This window comes from Streptomyces sp. NPDC051211, assembly GCF_040689505.1.
Lineage (GTDB): Bacteria > Actinomycetota > Actinomycetes > Streptomycetales > Streptomycetaceae > Streptomyces.
Genome location: NZ_JBFBAV010000004.1, coordinates 63,128 through 82,425, shown reverse-complemented (window position 1 = coordinate 82,425; position 19,298 = coordinate 63,128). Strand labels below are relative to the sequence as shown.

The following is a 19,298-nucleotide window of genomic DNA, read 5'->3' as shown; positions in this document are numbered from 1 at the left end:
CGGGCGGCGGGGAGAGCCTCAGTGGACGGCTTCCGGCCGAGGAGCCCGTGCGGCCACGGTGACCGGCGGCCTCACCTCGTACGCCTCCGAGGAGATGTACGCGTTCATCCGCGGCGGCCGGCCCTGTTGGTGGGCGAGTCCCAAGTACGCGATGAGCCCCACGCCGTCCTGGAGCCGGCGCGAGGTGACGGCGGACAGGGCCCGGACGAGCGGGGCGGGGTCCATGCCGTGGCGGCGGAGCACGGCCACCGCCCGGTCGAGGGCCTCCCCGTCGTGGCGGGCGTAGTCGCGGACCGGGATGTGCAGGGTGAACCCGCTGGGCAGACCGGTCCGGCTCTCGGTGAAGGCGTGGCAGCTCAGGCCCGGCCGGCGGTCGAGCGGTGCGTCCGACTGCTCGAAGCCGTCGGCGTCGATGCCGTGGCCGGCCGCCATGCGGAAGAACCGCTTGATCTCCGCCTGCCCCGCGCCGCCGTCCACGCGGGACAGGCCGGCCGCCCCCGCTGCCGACAGGTCGCGGTGGGCGAGGTAGACCTTCACCCGGGGTTCTTCCCAGTCACCCAGATCCAGGGCGAAGAACAGATGGCGGTCGCCCTCGGGCAGCGCCGCGTACGCCTGGTGGTGGCCGAGCCGGCGCAGCGCCTCGCGCACCGTCGCGGCGGAACGTTTCTGCCCGGACGCCGCGGGGTTCAGGTACACCTTGGCCTTGGGGACCCCGCCGGGGAGCAGCTCCAGTGCGCACCAGAGCGCCAGCGGGCCCTCGGGCTCGGGAGGGAAGAACAGGTCCTCCAGCTCGTCCAGCCGCGTGGTGTCGAATCCCCATCGCCGCGCCATCTCACGGACGACCCGCAGTCCGGTGCGCCCGTTCTCCGCCAGGCTGCCGGCGCCGTACCCGGGCTCCAGCAGCACCCGCAGCGTCGGGTCCGCGTCCGGGACGAAGGCGAGCGAGAACTCCACCGGCGTGTGGTCGTCGGAGAGGAAGGACCGCTCGGGCGGCAGATCGAGCGGCCGCTCGGCAGCGGGGCCCAGCGCGGTGAGCAGCGTGTGCGCGTACTGCGCGGAGTCGGCCCCGCTCAACCCCACGGCCTCGCACAGCCGCAGGACCTGTCTCGCCGCGTGACCGCCGAGCGTTTCCGTACTGCGCCTGAGCGCCCAAGAAGATACCCGCCCGGATGGGCGGGTATCTTGGGGGCCGAACCCACTGTGACCTTGCATGAAACCGGCGTCGGTGGATATGTGCTCCACGACACCTCCTTCACCTCGTCGGCATTCCAGAACAACGCGGTGCTCACTACCCCCGTAGCGGATCTTTCATGCGGTGGCCGGGGAGCCGAGCGGAGTTGTGTCCGTCACTTCGCCAGCCAGTTGAGGAACTGGCTCCACTTTCCGCCGCGTTCGCGCTTTCGGCCCGCCTCGGACGCCTGCGGTCGCGTGGGCTCCTCGGGATGTGCCTGCACGCCGGTCCGGCGCACGCTCTCGACCGGGGTGAACCGGGCGGGCAGCGTGGCGAGGCCCCGGTTGAACGGGCCGGGGCGCCAGACGAGGCTGTCCTCGGGCACGGACAGTTCGACGTCGGGGAGCTGGTTGAGCAGGTTCTCGACGGCGGTGACGGTGATCTGCCGGGCCGGGTCCTTCGACGGGCAGGCGTGCGGGCCCGCGCTCCACGCCAGGTGGGACCGGTTGCTGCCGGCCTGCCGCGCGGCAGACAGCTTCGGCCCCGTGTTGGCGGCCGCGAAGCTGACCAGCACGAGGTCGCCCGCCCGGAACTTCTGCCCGGCGAACTCCATGTCGGCGGCCGGGTAGTGCGCCGCGAAGTTGGACATGGGCGGGTTGTCCCACAGGGTGTCTTCGAGAGCCTCGTCGATCAGGCCGCCCCCGTCGGCGTACCGGTCGTGGGTGAGCAGCCGGTGCAGGGTGTTGCCGATGAGGTTGCCCAGCGGGTCGGTGCCCGCTCCCAGCAGCAGGGCGACCTGGTGGATCATCTCCTCGTCCGTCAGCTTGGCCTGATGCTGCATCAGCCACGAGGTGACGTCCTCGCCCGGCCTGGCCCGCTTGAGCGCGACCAGTTCTCCGACGGCGCCGAACAGGACCTCGACGGCTCGCTCGGCGTTGATGCCGTCGAACATGCCGACGATGCCGAACAGCACCCGGTCGCCGATGTCGGCGGGGCAGCCGAAGAGTTCGTTGAACACGAAGAGCGGCAGCTGCCTGGCGTAGTCACCGAGCAGGTCGGTGGAGCCACGGGAGCCGAACTGCGAGATGAGGTACTCGGAGACCTGCTCGGTGGTCCGGGTCAGCTTGCGCGCATCGACGCGGGCCATGCTGTCCGTGATCGCCTGGCGCAGCCGCAGGTGCTCGGCCCCGTCGCTGAACATGCTGTTGGGCCGGTACGCCAGCGCGGGCACGACCGGGTTGTCCGGGCTGATCAGGCCTTCGTTGAGGTCCCGCCAGCGGCGGGCGTCCTTGCGGAAGGAGCCGGAGTCCTGGAGCAGTTGCAGCGCGGTCGCGTAATCGGTGACGAGGGTGGCCTCCACCCCCGGAGCGAGCTCCACGGGTGCGGTCGGGCCGTAGTGGCGCAGGTAGGAGTAGTACGCCTGCGGATCGGCCGCGAACTCCGGCCCGTGCAGCGGCACCCGGCCGCCGGCGTGGTGGGCCGGGCAGCCGGGCGGGGGCACGGGGGCCGTGGGTTGAGTGTCCATGTCTGCTTCCTAGTGGGCGCGGTCCAGCAAATGCCGCACGAGTGTGATCAATGCGTCGGCGGACGACTTCTCGTCTCGCGCGTCGCAGGCGACGACCGGGGTGTCGTCGAGCAGGTCCAGCGCCTCGCGCAGTGCCCGTGCCTCGCGGTCCGGCGTGCCGTCGAAGCGGTTGACGGCGATCGCGTAGTCGAGGCCGTAGTGCTCGATCAGGTCGATCACGGCGAAGGAGTCCGCCAGCCGCTCGGGGTCGACGAGCACCAGCGCGCCGAGCGCGCCGCGTGCCATGTCCTCCCACATCTGCATGAAGCGCTGCTGGCCGGGCGTTCCGAACAGGTACAGCACGACGCGGTCGCTGATGGTCAGACGGCCGAAGTCCATGGCCACCGTGGTGGTGGTCTTGCCCCGGACTCCCCTGAGGTCGTCGAACGACTCGGCGGCGCGTGTCATCGTCTCCTCGGTGGACAGCGGAGGGATCTCCGATATCGCACCGATGAAGGTGGTCTTGCCCACGGCGAAGTGACCGACGACGAGGATCTTCACCGCGGTCTGCGTCGCCCCGCCGCGGACGTAGGCCTGCTCATCCAAACTTGGCGCGGAGTGCATTGAGCACCTCCTCCAGGATCTGCTTGTCCGCCAGCGGGGCACGCTGCACGGGAGGCCGGGTGATGACGTAGCCGCCCTCGGTGAGGGCGGAGAGGAGGATCTTCACCACACCCATGGGCAGCCGCGTGTGCCCCGCGATCTCGGCGACGGAGAGGTAGCCGGCGGTGCACAGGTCCAGCAGGCTCTGCTCCTCCGGCGAAAGCCGGGTCGGACGCTGCTGGTCGTCGCTCGCCGCGGTGACCAGGGTGATCAGGGACAGCTGCTGCTCGTCGGGCAGGCCGCGCCCCTTGGTGATGACGTACGGTCGAACTAATTCCGCGGCCCCGGGCTCCGGTTCGTGGAAATCGGTCATGAGCGGGCGCCGAGGTTCTCGCGCGGCGGCGTCATCAGGACCTTGCCCAGCTGGCTGACCAGCTGCTGCATCCGGAAGGTGATGTCCTGCATGTCGACGTCCGGCGAGGCCGAGACGCCCAGGTAAGCGCCCTCCCCGGCGGAGATCAGGAAGACCCAGCCGCCGTCGAACTCGACCAGCGTCTGGCGCCACTGCATGTGGCCGTCCTCGACGAAGAACCCGAGCGAGCGGCTGAGCGACTGCACGCCGCTCATCGCGGCGGCCACGGTGTCCGCGTTGTCCCGGTCGAAGTCCTTCGTCCGGGCCATCAGCAGGCCGTCGGCCGAGATGAGGACCGCGTGCAGCGCCCCGGGAATCTCCAAGGCGCTGTCAAGCATCCATGACAGATCGTCGTTCACGAGACCTCATGCCCTTCACTGCTCGCATCACGTGTGCTGCTCGTCTGATCCGCCGCGTCCGAGGGCGTGGCCCGTCCGGACTGCGTGCCCCGCTGGAAGGCCCCCATGATCGCTGCGGCTTCCGCACCGGAGCGGGTCGACGCGGGCACGCCCTGGTCCGACGTGGTGCCGGGCACGATGGCCATCGGCCGCTTGCGGCGGCGCCTCGGCAGACCGTCGACGGTCGAGGACGCGGTCACCGCGGGTTCGGGGCCCCTCGGCTCCATCGCGGCGGCGGGGGCCGCGAAGGACGCGGGGGCGGAGTACGCCGCGGGGGCGGCGTAGGGCGCGGGGGCGGCGTAGGGCGCGGCGGCTGCGGGGGCGGCCGGCGCCGGGGCCTTCCGCTCCGGCATGGCCGTGAGCAGCTCGTGCGGCAGCAGGAGTACCGCGCGGACGCCTCCGTACGGCGAGTCGGAATCCACGGACGCCTCGAAGCCGAAGCGCTCACAGAGCACTCCGGTCACGGCGAAACCGAACTGCGGCGGGCTGCCGAGTCCGGAAACACCGGAGACCCGCTCGGTCGACAGGAGCTTTGCGGCCCTGGCCCTCTCCTCGTCGTTCATGCCGACACCGGCATCGTCGACGACGATGCAAATGCCCTTGGGCACGGTGCGGATATTGATTTCGACCACGGTGTCCGGGCTGGAATAGCTGGTGGCATTGTCGAGGAGCTCGGCAAGTGCCAGCGCCACCGGTTCGACGGCTCGGCTGGTGATGCCGAAGTCGACCTGAGAGAGGATCTCCACTCGCCGGAAGTGACGGATCCTGCCCTGCGCACTGCGGACCACGTCATAAACCGAGGCGACCTCGCGCTGCCGGCCCAGCCACCCGTCACACAACACGGCGATGGACTGGGCGCGCCGCCCGAACTGCGAGTTGGTGTGGTCGATCTCCAAGAGGTCCTGGAGAATGACGGACTCGCCGTACTTGTTCTGCAGTCCGGAGAGGATCAACTGCTGTTCTGCGGCGAGGCCTTGGAGCGTCCGCATCGCGGACTTGAGGACGGATTTCGTCGAGTCCTGGGCCCGCTCCTTCTCCGCCTCGACGGATTTCGCGTAGCTGCTCTCCAACTCGAAATAGTGGCCCCTGAGTTCTTCAATCTCCCGCTGTAAAGCCTGCGCCGCCCTGCGTTGGCGGACAATGACGGCGACTGCGCCCAGGACGGCAAGGAGGAGGGCCCAGAGCACTGGGTTCTGTATGTAAGACGTCATAAGACTCTCTTCAGGTGACCGACGGCCAGCTGCCGAACTCCGTCAATGCGGGCGGACCGGCGGACCGTCCGTACCGGGGTTGCAGCCCGGAAGTCCCCCATGGTCGGAGATGTCGTCTTGCGCCCATCCGCCACTCTTAAGCGCGATGATCGTATCACCGGGCGCGAACACCTGACTGATCGTCAATGTATGGATTTCTGGCCCAAATTGCCCCAACTCGGCCCCGATACACCGGAGTCCGGTGACTGCATGTCCACCCATCGATACTCAAGACGGACGCCCATTTCCGGCCATGGGACGTGCGTGAGTGCCGACTTGGGTTGAGGGCCGAGCAGGCGGAGCAGCAGGGGGCAGCACTTCTCGGACATTCATTGCGCCGCATTCACCGCGCTCACCCTGCCGACCGCCCGGGGGGCGGGCCCCACAGTCCTTCAGGGAAGTTCACCCGCCTGCGCGCAGTGAACTACTGCCAGTCGTCCCAGGGCGGGTCCATCTCGTCCAGGTCGAAGGGCGGCTCTTCGGCGTCCGGCGCCGCAGTCCGTGCCGCCGGTACGAGCGCCGCGGGAGCCGGGGCGGGCTCGGGGGCGACGGCGGGCTCGGGGGCGACGGCCGGGGCGGGCTCGGGGGCGTTGCACTCCGCCAGGGTGTCGAGGACGCCCTGGCCGTACTTGGTGAGCTTGGCTTCGCCGACCCCGCCGATGGTGGCCAGCTCCTCCACCGTGCCGGGCAGCCGGGTGGCGATCTCCCGCAGCGTCGCGTCGTGGAAGACGACGTACGCCGGTACGCCCTGCTCGCGCGCCGTCGCCGCCCGCCAGGCGCGGAGGGCCAGGAAGACCGGTTCGGCGGCGGCCGGCAGGTCGACCGGCACGCGGGCGCCCTTCCCGGAGCGCGAGCCGGACTCCTTCCGGGGCGGGCCGACGACCGCCTTCTCCTTCCGCATCGGGACGCTGCGGCGCCCTCCCAGCACCTCGCCGCTCTCCTCCGTCAGCACGAGCGTCCCGTATTCGCCCTCCACCGCCAGCAGCCGCTGGGCCAGCAGCTGGCGCACGACCCCGCGCCACTCCGCGGTGCTCAGGTCCGACCCGACGCCGAACACCGAGAGGGCATCGTGGTCGAACTGGATGACCTTGGCCGTCTTCTTGCCCTGAAGGATGTCGATGATCTGGCCGGCGCCGAACTTCTGGCGCCGTTCCTTCGCCAGCCTCCACACGGTGGACAGCAGTTTCTGCGCTGCGACCGTCCCGTCCCAGGACTCGGCGGGCGTCAGGCACGCATCACAGTTGCCGCACGGCTCGCCCGACTGTCCGAAGTACGCCAGCAGCCGCACGCGGCGGCAGTTGACCGTCTCGCACAGCGCGAGCATCGCGTCCAGGTGCATGGCCTGGGAGCGGCGGTGCGCCTCGTCGCCCTCGGAGCCGTCGATGAGCTTGCGCTGCTGGACCACGTCCTGGAGGCCGTACGCGAGCCAGGCCGTGGCCGGCTCTCCGTCGCGGCCGGCCCGGCCGGTCTCCTGGTAGTAGCCCTCGACCGACTTGGGCAGGTCGAGGTGGGCCACGAAGCGCACGTCCGGCTTGTCGATGCCCATGCCGAAGGCGATCGTGGCCACCACCACGACCCCGTCCTCACGCAGGAAGCGCGCCTGGTTGGCCGCACGCGTACGGGCATCCATGCCGGCGTGGTACGCCACGGCGTCGATGCCCTGCTCCACCAGGAAGGCCGCGGTCTTCTCCACCGAGGCCCGCGAAAGGCAGTAGACGACTCCGGCGTCCCCCTCGTGCTCGGTCCGGATCAGCTCCAGCAGCTGCTTGAGCGGGTTTTCCTTCGCAACGATGCGGTACTGGATGTTGGGCCGGTCGAAGCTGGCGACGAAGTGCCGGGCTTCGTCCAGGCCGAGCCGCGCCACGATCTCGGCGTGGGTGGCCTCGGTGGCCGTCGCGGTCAGCGCGATCCGCGGCACCTTCGGCCAGCGCTCGTGCAGCATGGACAGCGCGAGGTAGTCGGGCCGGAAGTCGTGACCCCACTGGGCGACACAGTGCGCCTCGTCGATCGCGAAGAGCGCCACCTTGCCCCGGTCGAGCAGCCGCTGGGTGCTCTCGGTGCGCAGCCGCTCGGGAGCCAGGTAGAGCAGGTCCAGCTCGTCGGCGAGGAAGGCCTGCTCGACGGCCTGCCGCTCGTACGGGTCCTGCGTGGAGTTGAGGAATCCGGCCCGCACCCCGAGGGCGGTCAGCGCGTTCACCTGGTCCTGCATCAGCGCGATGAGCGGCGAGATCACGACGCCCGTGCCTTCTCTGACGAGCGCAGGGATCTGGTAGCAGAGCGACTTGCCGCCGCCGGTCGGCATCAGCACCAGGGCGTCGCCGCCGGCCACGACCTGCTCGATGATCTCCTGCTGCTCGCCGCGGAAAGAGCTGTAACCGAAGACGCGGTGCAGCACCTGCAGAGCATCGGAGATCTCGGGGGAAGCGTCCGGAAGGGCCATTCGAGAAGCCTAGCGGCACCGGCCGACACCCCGGCCCCGCCCACCCGGACCTGTGGACGACCCGGCCCGTCCCCGCCCGGCCCGTCCCCGCCCGGACCTCCCGCCCGGGGTGCGCCGAGGCGCCCGATTGCGGTCCCCGGGTCCGGGTAGGCGCAGATCATGTCTGCGCTGCTGACCGAAAGCACCTTGTCCCTGATGGCCCACGGCTACGCGTGGGCCCCGGACCTGCGCCGGGCCCATGACGGTGCGCCCCTGGTCCGCACCCACCTGTTCGGCCGTCCCGCCGTACTTCTGCACGGCCGCGAGGCCGTCGCCTTCTTCTACGACGAGAGCCGCACCCAGCGCCACGGGGCCGTCCCGGCCCCGGTGCTCGACACCCTCATCGGCCGGGGAGCGGTGCACACCCTGGACGGGCCGGCGCACCGGGTGCGCAAGGAGCTGTTCGTGTCCCTGCTCATGTCGCCGGACGGCATCGACGCCCTGACCGACGGCGTCCTGGACGGCTGGCGCGATGCCGTGACGGGTCGGGAAGGCCGCCGGATGGTGCTCTTCGACGAGGTGGCCACCGTGCTCGCCCGGGCGGTCTGCGGCTGGGTGGGTCTGCCGGTCCCGGACGACGCCGCCCGGGAGATCGCCGAGGACTGCGTCGCCATGGTCGACGGCTTCGCCACCGCCGGACCCCGGCACCTGCGGGCCCGACGCGCCCGACGCCGCCAGGAGCAGGCCCTCGCGGCCGCCGTCACCGACCTCCGGGCACAGGGGCAGCACCCGGACGGCATCTTCTCCCCGTCCCGGCATGCCGCCGTGGCCGGGAGCCCGCTGGAGGCGGTCGCCCTGTACCGCGAACCGGACGGCACACCCCTCGATCCGCACACGGCGGCCGTCGAGCTCCTGAACATCATCCGTCCCACCGTCGCCATCACCTGGTTCGCCGTCTTCGCCGCCCACGCGCTGCACCGCCATCCCGGCCACCGTGACCTGCTCCGCGCCGGCGGCCCCGCCCAGGCCCGCGCGTTCGCCCACGAGGTCCGCCGCTTCTACCCGTTCGTACCCTTCGTCGGAGCCCTCGCCGCCCGCGACCTCACCTTCGCCGGTGACCACATCGAGGCCGGGACGCATCTGCTGCTCGACGTGTACGGGCACCACCACGACCCCGAGGTGTGGGAACGGCCGTACCACTTCGACCCCGGGCGCTTCCTCGGCCGCGAGCCCGGCCGCGACGAGCTCATCCCGCAGGGCGGAGGCGAGGCACGCACCGGCCACCGCTGCCCCGGCGAGGACATCACCGTTTCCCTGCTCGCCGCCCTCACGCCCGCCCTGGCCGAGCTGGACTTCACCGTGCCGCCGCAGGACCTGTCCATTCCGCTGAACCGGATCCCGACCCGGCCCCGCAGCGGCTTCGTCATCGAGACAGGAGCGCCGACCTCGTAGGCCAGGCCGTGATCAGGCGGCCAGGGGCCAGGGGTGCGATCAGGCGGCCAGGGGTGCGGTGGACATCCCGGCGCCCTCGCGCAGGCCCGCGAGGAACTCCTCGACGGCCTCCACCGCCGTGTACCGGGGCTGCCAGCCCAGTTCCCTACGGGCCCGGGAGGAGTCGAGCAGGGGCAGGCGCAGGACGGCGTCGAACAGGTCCGGTGAGGCGGGCGCGATGTGCAGGTGCCAGGCGGCGGCCAGGGCGGCCCGGACCGGGGCCGCCGGCATGGGCAGCCGACGGGCGTTGAAGATGCCGGCCAGGACCTCGGCGTCGATGGGCGGGTCGGCCGCCAGGTTGAAGGCGCCGCGCACCGATCCGTCGGTGACGGCGGTCAGGTAGGCCGCGGCCGCGTCGTCGGTGTGCAGGGCCTGGAAGGTCAGGCCGGGCAGGTCGGGGACGGTGGGGATCAGGCCGGGGCGGATGAGCCGTCCGGGCAGGAGCCGCCCCGCGAAGATCCTCCGCTGTTCGGAGGCGGAGGTCCGTTTGAAGAGGAACGCCGGGCGCATGCGGACCACCCGGACTTCGGGATGCGTCTGCTCGAAGGCGTCGAGGACCCGTTCCACATAGGCCTTCTCGCGGGTGTACGCGGCCTGCGGCCAGCCATGGGTGGGCCAGGACTCGTCGACCGTACGGTCCTTGGGGCCGGGCGAGTACGCGCCGACGGAGGAGGCGTGGATCAGGGCCGGCACACCAGCGGTGGCCACGGCTTCGAAGACGCGCACGCTGCCGAGGACGTTGGTCAGCCAGGTCTGGTCCGGGTGGTGGGTGGGCTGGAACTTCCAGGCGAGGTGGACCACGGCGTCGGCTCCGGCGAACAGCGGCACGAGGTCCGGGCCGTCCGGTTCGATGTCCGCGGCGGCCCATTCCGTTTTGGCGGGGTGCCAGTGGGGCACCCGGCGGGCCAGGCCGAGGACGGAGGTGACGGCCCGGCTGTCCGCGCAGGCCTGGACCACGCTGGTACCGACGTTTCCGGTGGCGCCGACGACCACGACCCGCAGGCCGTCGTCACCGGGTTCCGTGGGGCGGGGGCGAGTCATCGCGTGGGCTCCCTTCGGTTCGTGCGATGCGCCTAACCGGGAGGAAGCCCCGCAAACCTGCCGCGGCCCGGTGCCCGGCCAGGGGTGTCCCGGCGGCTGACGGGGGTAGCCGGGTAGCAGGGGGCGGCGGTCTCGAAGGGATCAAGGTGATGACGTCTTTCGGCTATTTCCTGGCCACCGAGGAATTCACTCCGGCCCAGCTCCTGCAGCAGGCGCGCTGGGCCGAGGACGCGGGATTCACCCGGCTGGCCGTCTCCGACCATTTCCACCCCTGGAACGACGCCCAGGGCAACAGTCCCTTCGTCTGGTCGGTGATCGGAGCCCTGTCCCAGGCGGTCGATCTGCCGGTGACCACGCTGGTCACCTGTCCCACCGTGCGACTGCACCCGGTGGTGACGGCACAGGCGGCGGCCACCTCGAGCGTGCTGCTCGGCGGCCGGTTCGCGCTCGGCGTGGGCACCGGTGAGGCACTGAACGAGCATGTTCACGGCGACCGGTGGCCCGCTTTCGACGAGCGGGCGGAAATGCTGGAGGAGGCGGTCGAGGTGATGCGGATGCTGTTCACCGGGCGCCAGATCAGCCATCGGGGCCGGCACTACACCGTCGACAACGCCCGCCTCTACACGGCGCCCGAGGAGCCGCTGCCGATCCTGGTCTCCGGCTTCGGACCGAAGGCGGCCGATCTCGCCGGCCGGATCGGAGACGGCTTCGTCACCATGGGCCCCGACGAAGAGGCGATCGGCCGGTTCCGCGATGCGGGCGGCACGGGCAAACCGGTGGTCGGGGGCCTGAAGGTGTGCTGGGACCAGGACCGGGAAGCGGCCGTGGAGACCGCGTACCGGCTGTGGCCCACCGAGCACCTGCCCGGTGAGCTGAACCAGGTCCTTCCCACCCCCGCCCACTTCGAGCAGGCCAGCGAGCTCGTCACCCGGCGGCACGTGTCCGAGGGCGTGCCGTGCGGCGCCGACACCGATGAGCACGTCGATGCGATCCGCGCGTACGTGGACGCGGGATTCGACGAGGTATATATCGGGCAGATCGGTCAGAACCAGGAGGATTTCTTCGCCGCCTACCGTGAGAAGATCCTTCCCGCCTTCCCCGGGTGACGGGTCTCCCGGCCGCATCCACCCCGGGGCAGGCCTCCCGCGAAGGGACCACCCTCCATGTCGACCACACTGTCCGCGGCAGCCGACGGCACCTCGCCCGGCACGACGAGCGAGAAGGAGCCCGGGCTGTCCGGCCGCGGGCCCGGCGGGACCCGGCTCACGATGGGAGTCGAGGAGGAGTTCCTCCTCGTCGACCGCTGCAGCGGCGCCCCGGCGGGCCGCGCACCGCAGGTCATCGCGGCAACCCGCGGAGTCCTCGGCGCGCAGGTCCAGCAGGAGTTCTACACCGTTCAGGTGGAGGTCTGCACCCTTCCCACGTCCGACAGTGCCCGACTGCGGGCCGAACTGGCCCTGCTGCGGGCCGTCGTGAGGGTCGCGGCCGCGGACGCGGGCTGTCTGCTGGTGGCTTCGGGAACGCCGGTGATCCCGCCCGAAGGGCCGCTGGAGGTGACGCCGGACCCTCGCTACCGGCTCATGGCGGCCCGGTACGTACGCTCCCTCGGAGACCTGCGCCAGGTGGTGTGCGGCTGCCACGTCCACATCGGCGTGCCCGACAAGGCCCGGGCGCTGGCCCTGGCCAACCACATGCGCCCGTGGCTGCCGGTACTTCAGGCCATCGCCGCGAACTCGCCGTTCGACGGCGGCACGGATTCCGGGTACGCCAGCTGGCGGGCCGTCGCGCACGCCCGCTGGCCGACCGTCGGGCCCTCCCCCGTCCTGGACGAGGCCCGGTACGAACGCACCGCGGACCGCCTGGTGCGCACGGGCCTGCTCATGGACCGGAAGATGATCTACTGGTACGCCCGTCCGTCCGAGCACGTGCCGACCGTGGAGATACGCGTCGCCGACGTCAACGCCGACCTGGACGTGGTGGTCCTGCTGGCCGCCCTCGTGCGGGGGCTCGCCACGGTCCTGTCCCGGGACGCCGAGGAAGGCCTGCCGCCTCCGCCGGTCGCCTCCAGGGCGCTGCGGGCCGCACACCACCTCGCGGCCCTCCACGGCCTGGAGGGAGACGGACTCGACCTGAGGAGCGGCCGGCGGATACCTGCCTGGGACCTGGTCGCCGCCCTTCTGGAGCGGGCCGCCCCGGGGCTGGAGGCGGCCGGAGACCTGCCCATGGTCGCCACCCTCCTCGGCCGGCTCCACACCCAGGGCGGCGGCGCCAGCCGGCAGCGCTCCACTCACCGGCGCCGGGGCAGCCTGTACGGCGTCATCGACGCCCTGGCCGCGACCACCGCAGCCTCCTGAACCGCGCCGCGGACTCCGATCGGAGCGCCGAGTACCCATGAGCAGCAACCCCGCCGATGCCCCCGCTCCCCCGCCGGCCGGCCCCGGCCGTGAGGCCTCCGTCTCCCGCGAGGAGTTCGACGCGCTCTTCGAGGCGGTCCGTACGTGGGGCCGCTGGGCTGCGGCCGACCGCGGCGCCTGGAACAGGGTGACGGCGGGCCACGTGCAGCGGGCCGCGGCCCTGGTCCGGTCCGGCACGGTCGTCCCGATGGGGCGGCCCTGGGACACCCGGCCCGGCCCGGACAACGCGAAGCCCGCGTTGCACTACATGTCCGACCTCGGCGACGTGGAGGCCCCGGAACCGTCCACCTACAAGGACTTCCTGGCCGTGGACTACCACGGGAAGGGCGTGAGCCACCTCGACGCGCTGTCGCACATCGCCTACCGGGGGCAGCTCTACGACGGCCGCGCGGCGCGCGAGGCCGTCGATGCCGGGGGTGCCCGCTTCGGCGCGGTCCCGGCGCTCGGCCCCCTCGTCACCAGGGGCGTACTCCTCGACCTGCCCGCCGTCCTCGGCGTCGACTGGCTGGAACCGGGGCGTGCGGTGCACGCGCGGGACGTCGTCGCCGCGGAGAAGGCGCTCGATGTGGCCGTCGGGGACGGCGATGCGGTGCTGCTGCGCTCCGGCCACCTGCGCCGGCGCCGGGAGACCGGCCCCTGGAACCCCGACGCGGCGAGCGCGGGCTGGCACGTGGACGCGATGCCCCTGCTGGCCGGACGGGCCGTTTCCCTGCTCGGCGGGGACGGGGACAACGACGTACGGCCGTCGCCGGTCGAGGGCCTGCACTCCCCCGTCCACGCGCTCGCGATCACCGCGATGGGGGTGCCGCTGCTGGACAACCTCGACCTCGAACCGCTCTCCGCCGCCTGCGCCGAGGCCGGCCGCTACGCGTTCATGCTCGTCGTGACGCCGCTGAACGTCCCCGGCGGGACGGGCTCGCCCGTCAATCCGGTCGCGGTCCTGTGAGGGCCGGCGGATCCGGGGGCCGGCCGACCCGTGGGAGTCACTCTGCTCCCACCCCCACCCCCGAAATGTGAGGAATATACTCAAACCGGGCGATCGAGAGTGTTAGGGAAGTGGTGCAGATGGGGGTCGTCGGAGACCGCATCGGCCCCGTGCGTTCCCGTGACCGGTTCCTGCACGGCGAGTCGGTCGAGGGGAGCGTGAGAAGTCCGATCCTGAGCTCGTGGCAGCGCAGCTTGCTGCTGGGGCTGTCGCCGGACCAGTCCGACCTTCCCTTCAGGCAGGACTTCGACGCGGACGGCCGGCTCGTCCGCGCCGCCGGGCCCGTGCTCGACCGGCTGCAGTCCATTTTCGCGGGCAGCCAGATGAACATCTGCCTGGCCGACGGGCTGGGCACGGTGCTCGAACGCCGTTTCGGAGAGAAGTCCATGGTCGGGCGTCTCGCCGCGATCCAGACCGTCCCCGGTTTCGTGTTCGCCGAGCGGTTCGCGGGGACCAACGGCATCGGTCTCACCCTCGCGGAACGGCAACTCTGCCAGGTCTTCGGTGCCGAGCACTTCGCCGAGCGGTCCCAGTCGAGTGCCTGTACCGCCATTCCCCTCCGCGACCAGCTCAGCGGGCACATCGAGGGCGTCCTCTGCCTCGGCTATCCCTACACCGATGCCGACCCGGCACTGGTCCCCCTGGTACGCAAGGCGGCCGAAGCCATCGAGCGACGGCTCATGGAGCAGAGTTCGGCGCGGGAGCGCGGCCTGCTCCAGGCGTACCTCGACGCCGGGAGCCGCACCGCGACCGGCGGCCCGGACGCCCGGAACGGGTACCCGGTCGGAATGGACGACCTGCTCCAGAGCGACCTGGACCAGAGCGATCAGACGCTCCTCAAGGAGAAGGCGACGGAGCTGATGTCCTCGGCGCAGCGGGCTGCCGCCCAGGTGCCCCTGTCCCGCGGCCGGTGGGTCACCCTCGTGAGCCGTCCCGTGACCAGCCCCTCCGGGGTGGAGGGCGTCGTCGTCGAGGCGCTCCTCCCCGAGGACACGGAGCGGCACGCCCCCGCCCCCACCCCCTCCACACCGCCCCCGCCCGGCCCCCGTCCTCTCGCCACACCCGTCCCGACCCCGACGGCGGTCGGCGCACCCCCCGGCGCACCGCGCACCGGGGACTCCGCCACCGGCGTGGTCAGGGGGCTGGTGCTGGTGGGCGAGCCGGAAGTGGGCAAGTACGCCGTCGCGGCGCGGCGCCGGCTGGAGTTGCTGGCCGAGGCCAGCAACCGCATCGGCACCACCCTGGACGTGACCCGTACCGCCTGGGAACTCGCCGAGACGGCCGTCCCGCGCCTGGCCGACTTCGTCACCATCGACGTGCCCGAGGCCGTGCTGCGCGGCGAAGAGTCCGTCCGGCCCACCAACGAGATGCACCGCACGGTGGTCCACGGCATCCGCGAGGACTGCCCCTTCTATCCGGTGGGCGAGCAGGTCGTCCTTCGCCCGACCACCCCGCACATGCGCTGTCTGGCCACCGGGCAGCCCGTGCTGGAACCCGACCTGAAGGCCGCCTTCGGCTGGATCGCCCAGGACCCGGAGCACGCCGAGCTGCTCCTCGCCCACAACATCCACTCGCTCATCACGGTCCCCCTGCTCGCCCGCGGCGTCCTCCTGGGCATCGCCGCCTTCTACCGTTCGCAGGACCCCGCCCCCTTCGGGGACGACGACCGCTCGCTGGCCCAGGAACTCGCCGCCCGCGCCGCCCTCTGCATCGACAACGCCCGCCGCTACACCCGCGAGCACACCCTGGCCCTGTCCCTGCAGCGCAGCCTGCTGCCGCGCGGCCTCCCCGAACAGGGCGCCGTCGAGGTCGCCCACCGCTACCTGCCCGCCGAGTCCGGAGTGGGCGGCGACTGGTTCGACGTCTTCCCCCTCTCCGGCACCCGTGTCGCCCTCCTCGTCGGCGATGTCGTCGGCCACGGACTGCACGCCGCCGCCACCATGGGCCGGCTGCGCACCGCGGCACGCAACTTCGCCGAACTGGAACTCGCCCCGGACGAGCTCCTCACGCACCTGGACAACCTCATGGTGCGCCTCGACAGGGAGGAGGGCGGCGACCATCCCGCCGGTGGCAGCACCGGCATCGTCGGCGCCACCTGCCTGTACGCCATCTACGACCCCACCTCGCAACAGTGCACGATGGCCCGTGCCGGCCACCCCCCGCCCGTGATGGTCCGCCCCGACGGCAGCGTGACACTCCTCGACCTTCCCGCCGGGCCCCCGCTGGGCCTCGGCGGTCTGCCCTTCGAATCCATCGAGATCCACCTCCCCGAACACAGCCAGCTGGTCCTCTACACCGACGGGCTCATCGAGGACCGCCACCGCGACGTCGACGCGTCCCTCGACGCACTGCGCCGCGCGCTGGCCCACCCGGACCGTGCCCCCGAGGACACCTGCGAGGCGGTCCTCGACGCCGTGGCACCCGAACACCCCGCCGACGACATCGCCCTGCTCGTCGCCCGCACCAACGCCCTGCCCGCCGACCGGATCGCCACCTGGGAGCTGGCCGCCGACCCGGCCCTCGTCTCCGACGTCCGCGCCGCCGCCGTGGACCGGCTGAGCCAGTGGGGGCTGGACGAGTCCGCCTTCGCCACGGAACTGCTGCTCAGCGAGCTGGTCACGAACGCCGTCCGGTACGGCACCGGGCCCATCCGAGTACGCCTCATCCACGACAGCACCCTGATCTGCGAGGTGCACGACGCCAGCAGCACCGCCCCCCGCATGCGCCACGCGGCCACCACCGACGAGGGCGGCCGGGGCCTGTTCCTCGTCGCACAGCTCGCCCAGGCCTGGGGCACCCGCTACACCACCTCCGGGAAGGTCATCTGGGCCGAGTGCGCCCTGGAAGCGGCGTGATCCGCGACCGGCGCATTCGAGAGGGGCAAATGCCGGACATACCGGGGTAGATCCGCATAGAATTCCGCGTGCAGTCGGGAAGAACTCGGAGGCCGACCCCCGGAGAAGTCTGTGCATGACGCTCCCGACACCTCGATGGGACCGCCCTCGCGCTTCGGCGGCGACCCTCTCGTCCGCATCCGCGGTCTCGGCAAGCGGTTCGGCGGCACCGTCGCGCTGGCCGCGGTCGACCTCGACATCCGCAGGGGCAGCGTCCTCGCCCTGCTCGGTCCCAACGGTGCCGGAAAGTCCACCCTCATCAAGGTGCTCGCCGGGGTCCACCACGCCGACGAGGGCGAGGTGACGGTGGCGGGGCACCCGCTCGGCTCCCATGCCGCCACCCGCACCATGTCCTTCATCCACCAGGATCTCGGTCTCGTCGACTGGATGACGGTGGCCGAGAACATCGCCCTGGGCACCGGCTACCCGCGCCGCCGCGGACTGATCTCCTGGCGGCGGACCCGGGAGCGCTGCGAAGAGGCCCTGCGACTCGTCGCCGGGCACCTGGACGCCGACGCCCGGATCGCCGACCTCGCCCCCGCCGAGCGCTCCCTGGTCGCCATCGCCCGCGCCCTGGCGACACGGGCCGAGCTCGTCGTCCTCGACGAGCCGACCGCCACCCTGCCCGCCGCGGACTGCGCCCGGCTGTTCGACGTACTGCACACCCTGCGCGACCGGGGCCACGGCATCCTCTACGTCAGCCACCGGCTCGACGAGGTGTACAAGGTCGCCGACACGTTCGCCGTGCTGCGTGACGGTCACCTGGTCGACCGGGGTCCGCTCGCCGGCCACAGCCCCGCCCGTCTGGTGCACGCCATCGTGGGCCGCGAACCGCCCGGCCACCGGCCCGCCACCACCCCCGCCGCCGGCCCGCCCCTCCTGAGCCTCGACGGCGTGACGACCGAACACGCCGAACGGGTCAGCCTGGAGCTGCGGGCCGGGGAGATCCTCGGCATGGTGGGCCTGACCGGCGCCGGCCACACGGACCTGGGCCGCGCCCTCGCCGGGGCCCGGCCGATCCTCGGCGGCCGGGCGCTGCTCAACGGCCGCCCGTACCACCCGCGTACGGTTTCCGCCGCTCTCGACTCCGGCGTCGGCTTCGTGGCGGGCAACCGTCAGGAGGAAGGCTGTGCCCCCGAACTGACCGTGCGGGAGAACTTCCTGGCCAACCCCCGGGCAGCCGGTGTGCCGGAGTCGCTCTGGATCAGCCCCCGGCGTGAGCGCGCCGAGGCCACCGCCCTGATCGACCGGTTCGCGGTGCAGCCCCGCGACAGCGAGGTGCCGATCGCCACCCTGTCCGGCGGCAACCAGCAGAAGGTCATGGTCGGCCGGTGGCTCCGGGGGAGCCTGCGCCTGCTCATCCTCGAAGAGCCGACCGCCAGCGTGGACGTCGGCGCCAAGGCCACCGTCTACCGGCTGCTCGACGACGCGCTGGCCGCCGGCCTGGCCGTACTGCTCGTCTCCACCGATTTCGAAGAGGTCGCGGGCGTGTGCCACCGCGCCCTGGTGTTCGTCCGCGGGAGCGTGGGCGCCGAGCTGACCGGCGCGGCCCTCACCGTCGCCGAACTCACCCGGGCCGCCTCGGCCATGCCCCCCGTCACCGGAGCCGCGACGAGCCGATGACCCCCTCCCCCTCGCCCCGATCCGTGCTCGGCCGCCTCCGCGGGCACCACATCGGCACCTACGGCCTGCTGGTCCTCGCCGCCCTGCTCTTCCTGGTCTTCTCCCTCACCCTGCCGGACACCTTTCCCACCCGCGACAACGTCTCCTCGATCCTCTCCAACCAGTCGATCCCCGCCATCCTGGCGCTCGGCGCGACGCTCCCCATCGCCACCGGCAAGTTCGACCTGTCCATCGGCTACGGTCTCGGCCTGGCGCACGTCATGGTGATGCACCTCATCGTGGACGGAGCCTGGCCCTGGCCCCTCGCCTGCCTCGTGGTGGTGTGCGGAGGTGCGGCGGTCGGCGCCCTCAACGGTGTCATCGTCGAATTCGGGCAGATCGACTCCTTCATCGCCACGCTCGGCACCGGCAGCATGATGTACGCCTGCACCGGCTGGATCACCGACGGCGCCCGGATCGTGCCCGGCCCGGACGGCCTGCCCGCCTCCTTCACCGGCCTCTACGACGCCCGGTTCCTCGGGCTGCCGGTACCCGCCTTCTACACCCTGGCCGTCGCCGCCGCCCTCTGGCTGCTGCTGGAGCGGCTGCCGCTCGGCCGCTACCTGTACGTCATCGGCTCCAACCCCCGCGCCGCGGGCATCATCGGCATCCCCACCCGCACCTACTCCGTGTACGCCTTCGCCGGATCGGGCCTGGTCGTCGGCTTCGCCGGGGTCCTCCTCGCCGCCCAGCAGCAGACCGGCAACCCGAGTGTCGGGCTGGACTACCTGCTGCCCGCCTTCGTCGGCGCCCTGCTCGGGTCCACCACGATCAGGCCGGGCCGGGCCAACGCCCTCGGCACCCTGGTGGCCGTCGCCGTCCTGGCCATCGGCCTCGCCGGCATCGGCCAGCTCGGCGCCCGGTTCTGGGCCACTCCGCTGTTCAACGGCGGCACCCTGCTCATCGCCGTCGGACTGGCCGGCTACTCCGCGCGCCGCCGGCTGCGCTCCGGTGCCACCGCGACCCGCCGGCCGCCCGCCGAGCCGCCCCCCGCCGGATCGCCGGCCGCACCGGCCGAGGACGGCCACCCCTAGAACACTTCGTACGCGCACCC

Annotated in this window: 15 protein-coding genes; 7 read left to right on the top strand and 8 right to left on the bottom strand. The window is 72.0% G+C overall.

Annotated features, from left to right (window positions below):
* Positions 1-18: 18 nt before the first annotated feature.
* From AB0447_RS06630 to recQ, 7 genes are all read right to left on the bottom strand, one after another.
* Positions 19-1,080: a tryptophan dimethylallyltransferase family protein gene (locus AB0447_RS06630; protein WP_366475410.1), complete on the bottom strand. Its 1,062-nt coding sequence runs from the start codon at positions 1,078-1,080 to the stop codon at positions 19-21.
* 266 nt (positions 1,081-1,346) lie between these two features.
* Entirely contained in the window at positions 1,347-2,696 is a 1,350-nt protein-coding gene (locus AB0447_RS06625) for a cytochrome P450 (protein WP_366475409.1), read from the bottom strand.
* 9 nt (positions 2,697-2,705) lie between these two features.
* Positions 2,706-3,299 (bottom strand): ATP/GTP-binding protein, encoded by a 594-nt coding sequence (locus AB0447_RS06620; RefSeq protein ID WP_366475408.1) that lies wholly within the window; start codon positions 3,297-3,299, stop codon positions 2,706-2,708.
* Positions 3,274-3,651 (bottom strand): DUF742 domain-containing protein, encoded by a 378-nt coding sequence (locus AB0447_RS06615; protein WP_366475407.1) that lies wholly within the window; start codon positions 3,649-3,651, stop codon positions 3,274-3,276. The genes AB0447_RS06620 and AB0447_RS06615 overlap by 26 nt, the downstream gene beginning before the upstream one ends.
* Positions 3,648-4,049, bottom strand: a complete 402-nt coding sequence (locus tag AB0447_RS06610) for a roadblock/LC7 domain-containing protein (protein WP_366475406.1) — start codon at positions 4,047-4,049, stop codon at positions 3,648-3,650. Before AB0447_RS06610 ends, AB0447_RS06615 begins: the two co-directional genes overlap by 4 nt.
* Entirely contained in the window at positions 4,046-5,299 is a 1,254-nt protein-coding gene (locus tag AB0447_RS06605; RefSeq protein ID WP_366475405.1) for an ATP-binding protein, read from the bottom strand. The genes AB0447_RS06610 and AB0447_RS06605 overlap by 4 nt, the downstream gene beginning before the upstream one ends.
* Before the next feature lie 463 nt (positions 5,300-5,762).
* Positions 5,763-7,778 (bottom strand): DNA helicase RecQ, encoded by a 2,016-nt coding sequence (gene recQ, locus AB0447_RS06600; RefSeq protein ID WP_366475404.1) that lies wholly within the window; start codon positions 7,776-7,778, stop codon positions 5,763-5,765.
* Between the two features lie 159 nt (positions 7,779-7,937).
* Between recQ and AB0447_RS06595 the strand changes: the two genes are divergently transcribed.
* Positions 7,938-9,209, top strand: a complete 1,272-nt coding sequence (locus tag AB0447_RS06595; protein ID WP_366475403.1) for a cytochrome P450 — start codon at positions 7,938-7,940, stop codon at positions 9,207-9,209.
* Between the two features lie 39 nt (positions 9,210-9,248).
* Here the strand turns inward: AB0447_RS06595 and AB0447_RS06590 are convergent, their stop codons facing one another.
* Positions 9,249-10,289 (bottom strand): NAD-dependent epimerase/dehydratase family protein, encoded by a 1,041-nt coding sequence (locus AB0447_RS06590; protein ID WP_366475402.1) that lies wholly within the window; start codon positions 10,287-10,289, stop codon positions 9,249-9,251.
* Positions 10,290-10,438: 149 nt separating this feature from the next.
* On the opposite strand from AB0447_RS06590, the gene AB0447_RS06585 reads away from it, so the two are divergent.
* From AB0447_RS06585 to AB0447_RS06560, 6 genes are all read left to right on the top strand, one after another.
* On the top strand, positions 10,439-11,395 hold the full coding sequence (locus tag AB0447_RS06585) for a TIGR03557 family F420-dependent LLM class oxidoreductase (protein ID WP_366475401.1): 957 nt from the start codon (positions 10,439-10,441) through the stop codon (positions 11,393-11,395).
* 57 nt (positions 11,396-11,452) lie between these two features.
* Complete coding sequence (locus tag AB0447_RS06580) at positions 11,453-12,643, top strand: glutamate--cysteine ligase (protein WP_366475400.1); 1,191 nt, start codon at positions 11,453-11,455, stop codon at positions 12,641-12,643.
* Between the two features lie 37 nt (positions 12,644-12,680).
* The gene (locus AB0447_RS06575; protein ID WP_366475399.1) at positions 12,681-13,649 is read left to right on the top strand and encodes a cyclase family protein; all 969 of its coding nucleotides are present in this window, start codon (positions 12,681-12,683) and stop codon (positions 13,647-13,649) included.
* Positions 13,650-13,768: 119 nt separating this feature from the next.
* Positions 13,769-16,543, top strand: a complete 2,775-nt coding sequence (locus AB0447_RS06570; RefSeq protein ID WP_366475398.1) for a SpoIIE family protein phosphatase — start codon at positions 13,769-13,771, stop codon at positions 16,541-16,543.
* Positions 16,544-16,654: 111 nt separating this feature from the next.
* The gene (locus AB0447_RS06565) at positions 16,655-18,205 is read left to right on the top strand and encodes a sugar ABC transporter ATP-binding protein (RefSeq protein WP_366475397.1); all 1,551 of its coding nucleotides are present in this window, start codon (positions 16,655-16,657) and stop codon (positions 18,203-18,205) included.
* Entirely contained in the window at positions 18,202-19,278 is a 1,077-nt protein-coding gene (locus AB0447_RS06560) for an ABC transporter permease (protein WP_366475396.1), read from the top strand. The genes AB0447_RS06565 and AB0447_RS06560 overlap by 4 nt, the downstream gene beginning before the upstream one ends.
* Positions 19,279-19,298: the final 20 nt, after the last annotated feature.

What these genes read in the sequence shown, in the direction of transcription:
- AB0447_RS06585 (WP_366475401.1), top strand. Translation starts at nt 10,439, where the DNA reads ATGACGTCTTTCGGCTATTTCCTGGCCACCGAGGAATTCACTCCGGCC.
- AB0447_RS06620 (WP_366475408.1), bottom strand. Translation starts at nt 3,299, where the DNA reads ATGCACTCCGCGCCAAGTTTGGATGAGCAGGCCTACGTCCGCGGCGGG.
- AB0447_RS06615 (WP_366475407.1), bottom strand. Translation starts at nt 3,651, where the DNA reads ATGACCGATTTCCACGAACCGGAGCCCGGGGCCGCGGAATTAGTTCGA.
- AB0447_RS06580 (WP_366475400.1), top strand. Translation starts at nt 11,453, where the DNA reads ATGTCGACCACACTGTCCGCGGCAGCCGACGGCACCTCGCCCGGCACG.
- AB0447_RS06560 (WP_366475396.1), top strand. Translation starts at nt 18,202, where the DNA reads ATGACCCCCTCCCCCTCGCCCCGATCCGTGCTCGGCCGCCTCCGCGGG.
- AB0447_RS06575 (WP_366475399.1), top strand. Translation starts at nt 12,681, where the DNA reads ATGAGCAGCAACCCCGCCGATGCCCCCGCTCCCCCGCCGGCCGGCCCC.
- AB0447_RS06625 (WP_366475409.1), bottom strand. Translation starts at nt 2,696, where the DNA reads ATGGACACTCAACCCACGGCCCCCGTGCCCCCGCCCGGCTGCCCGGCC.
- AB0447_RS06590 (WP_366475402.1), bottom strand. Translation starts at nt 10,289, where the DNA reads ATGACTCGCCCCCGCCCCACGGAACCCGGTGACGACGGCCTGCGGGTC.
- recQ (WP_366475404.1), bottom strand. Translation starts at nt 7,778, where the DNA reads ATGGCCCTTCCGGACGCTTCCCCCGAGATCTCCGATGCTCTGCAGGTG.
- AB0447_RS06570 (WP_366475398.1), top strand. Translation starts at nt 13,769, where the DNA reads ATGGGGGTCGTCGGAGACCGCATCGGCCCCGTGCGTTCCCGTGACCGG.
- AB0447_RS06605 (WP_366475405.1), bottom strand. Translation starts at nt 5,299, where the DNA reads ATGACGTCTTACATACAGAACCCAGTGCTCTGGGCCCTCCTCCTTGCC.
- AB0447_RS06595 (WP_366475403.1), top strand. Translation starts at nt 7,938, where the DNA reads ATGTCTGCGCTGCTGACCGAAAGCACCTTGTCCCTGATGGCCCACGGC.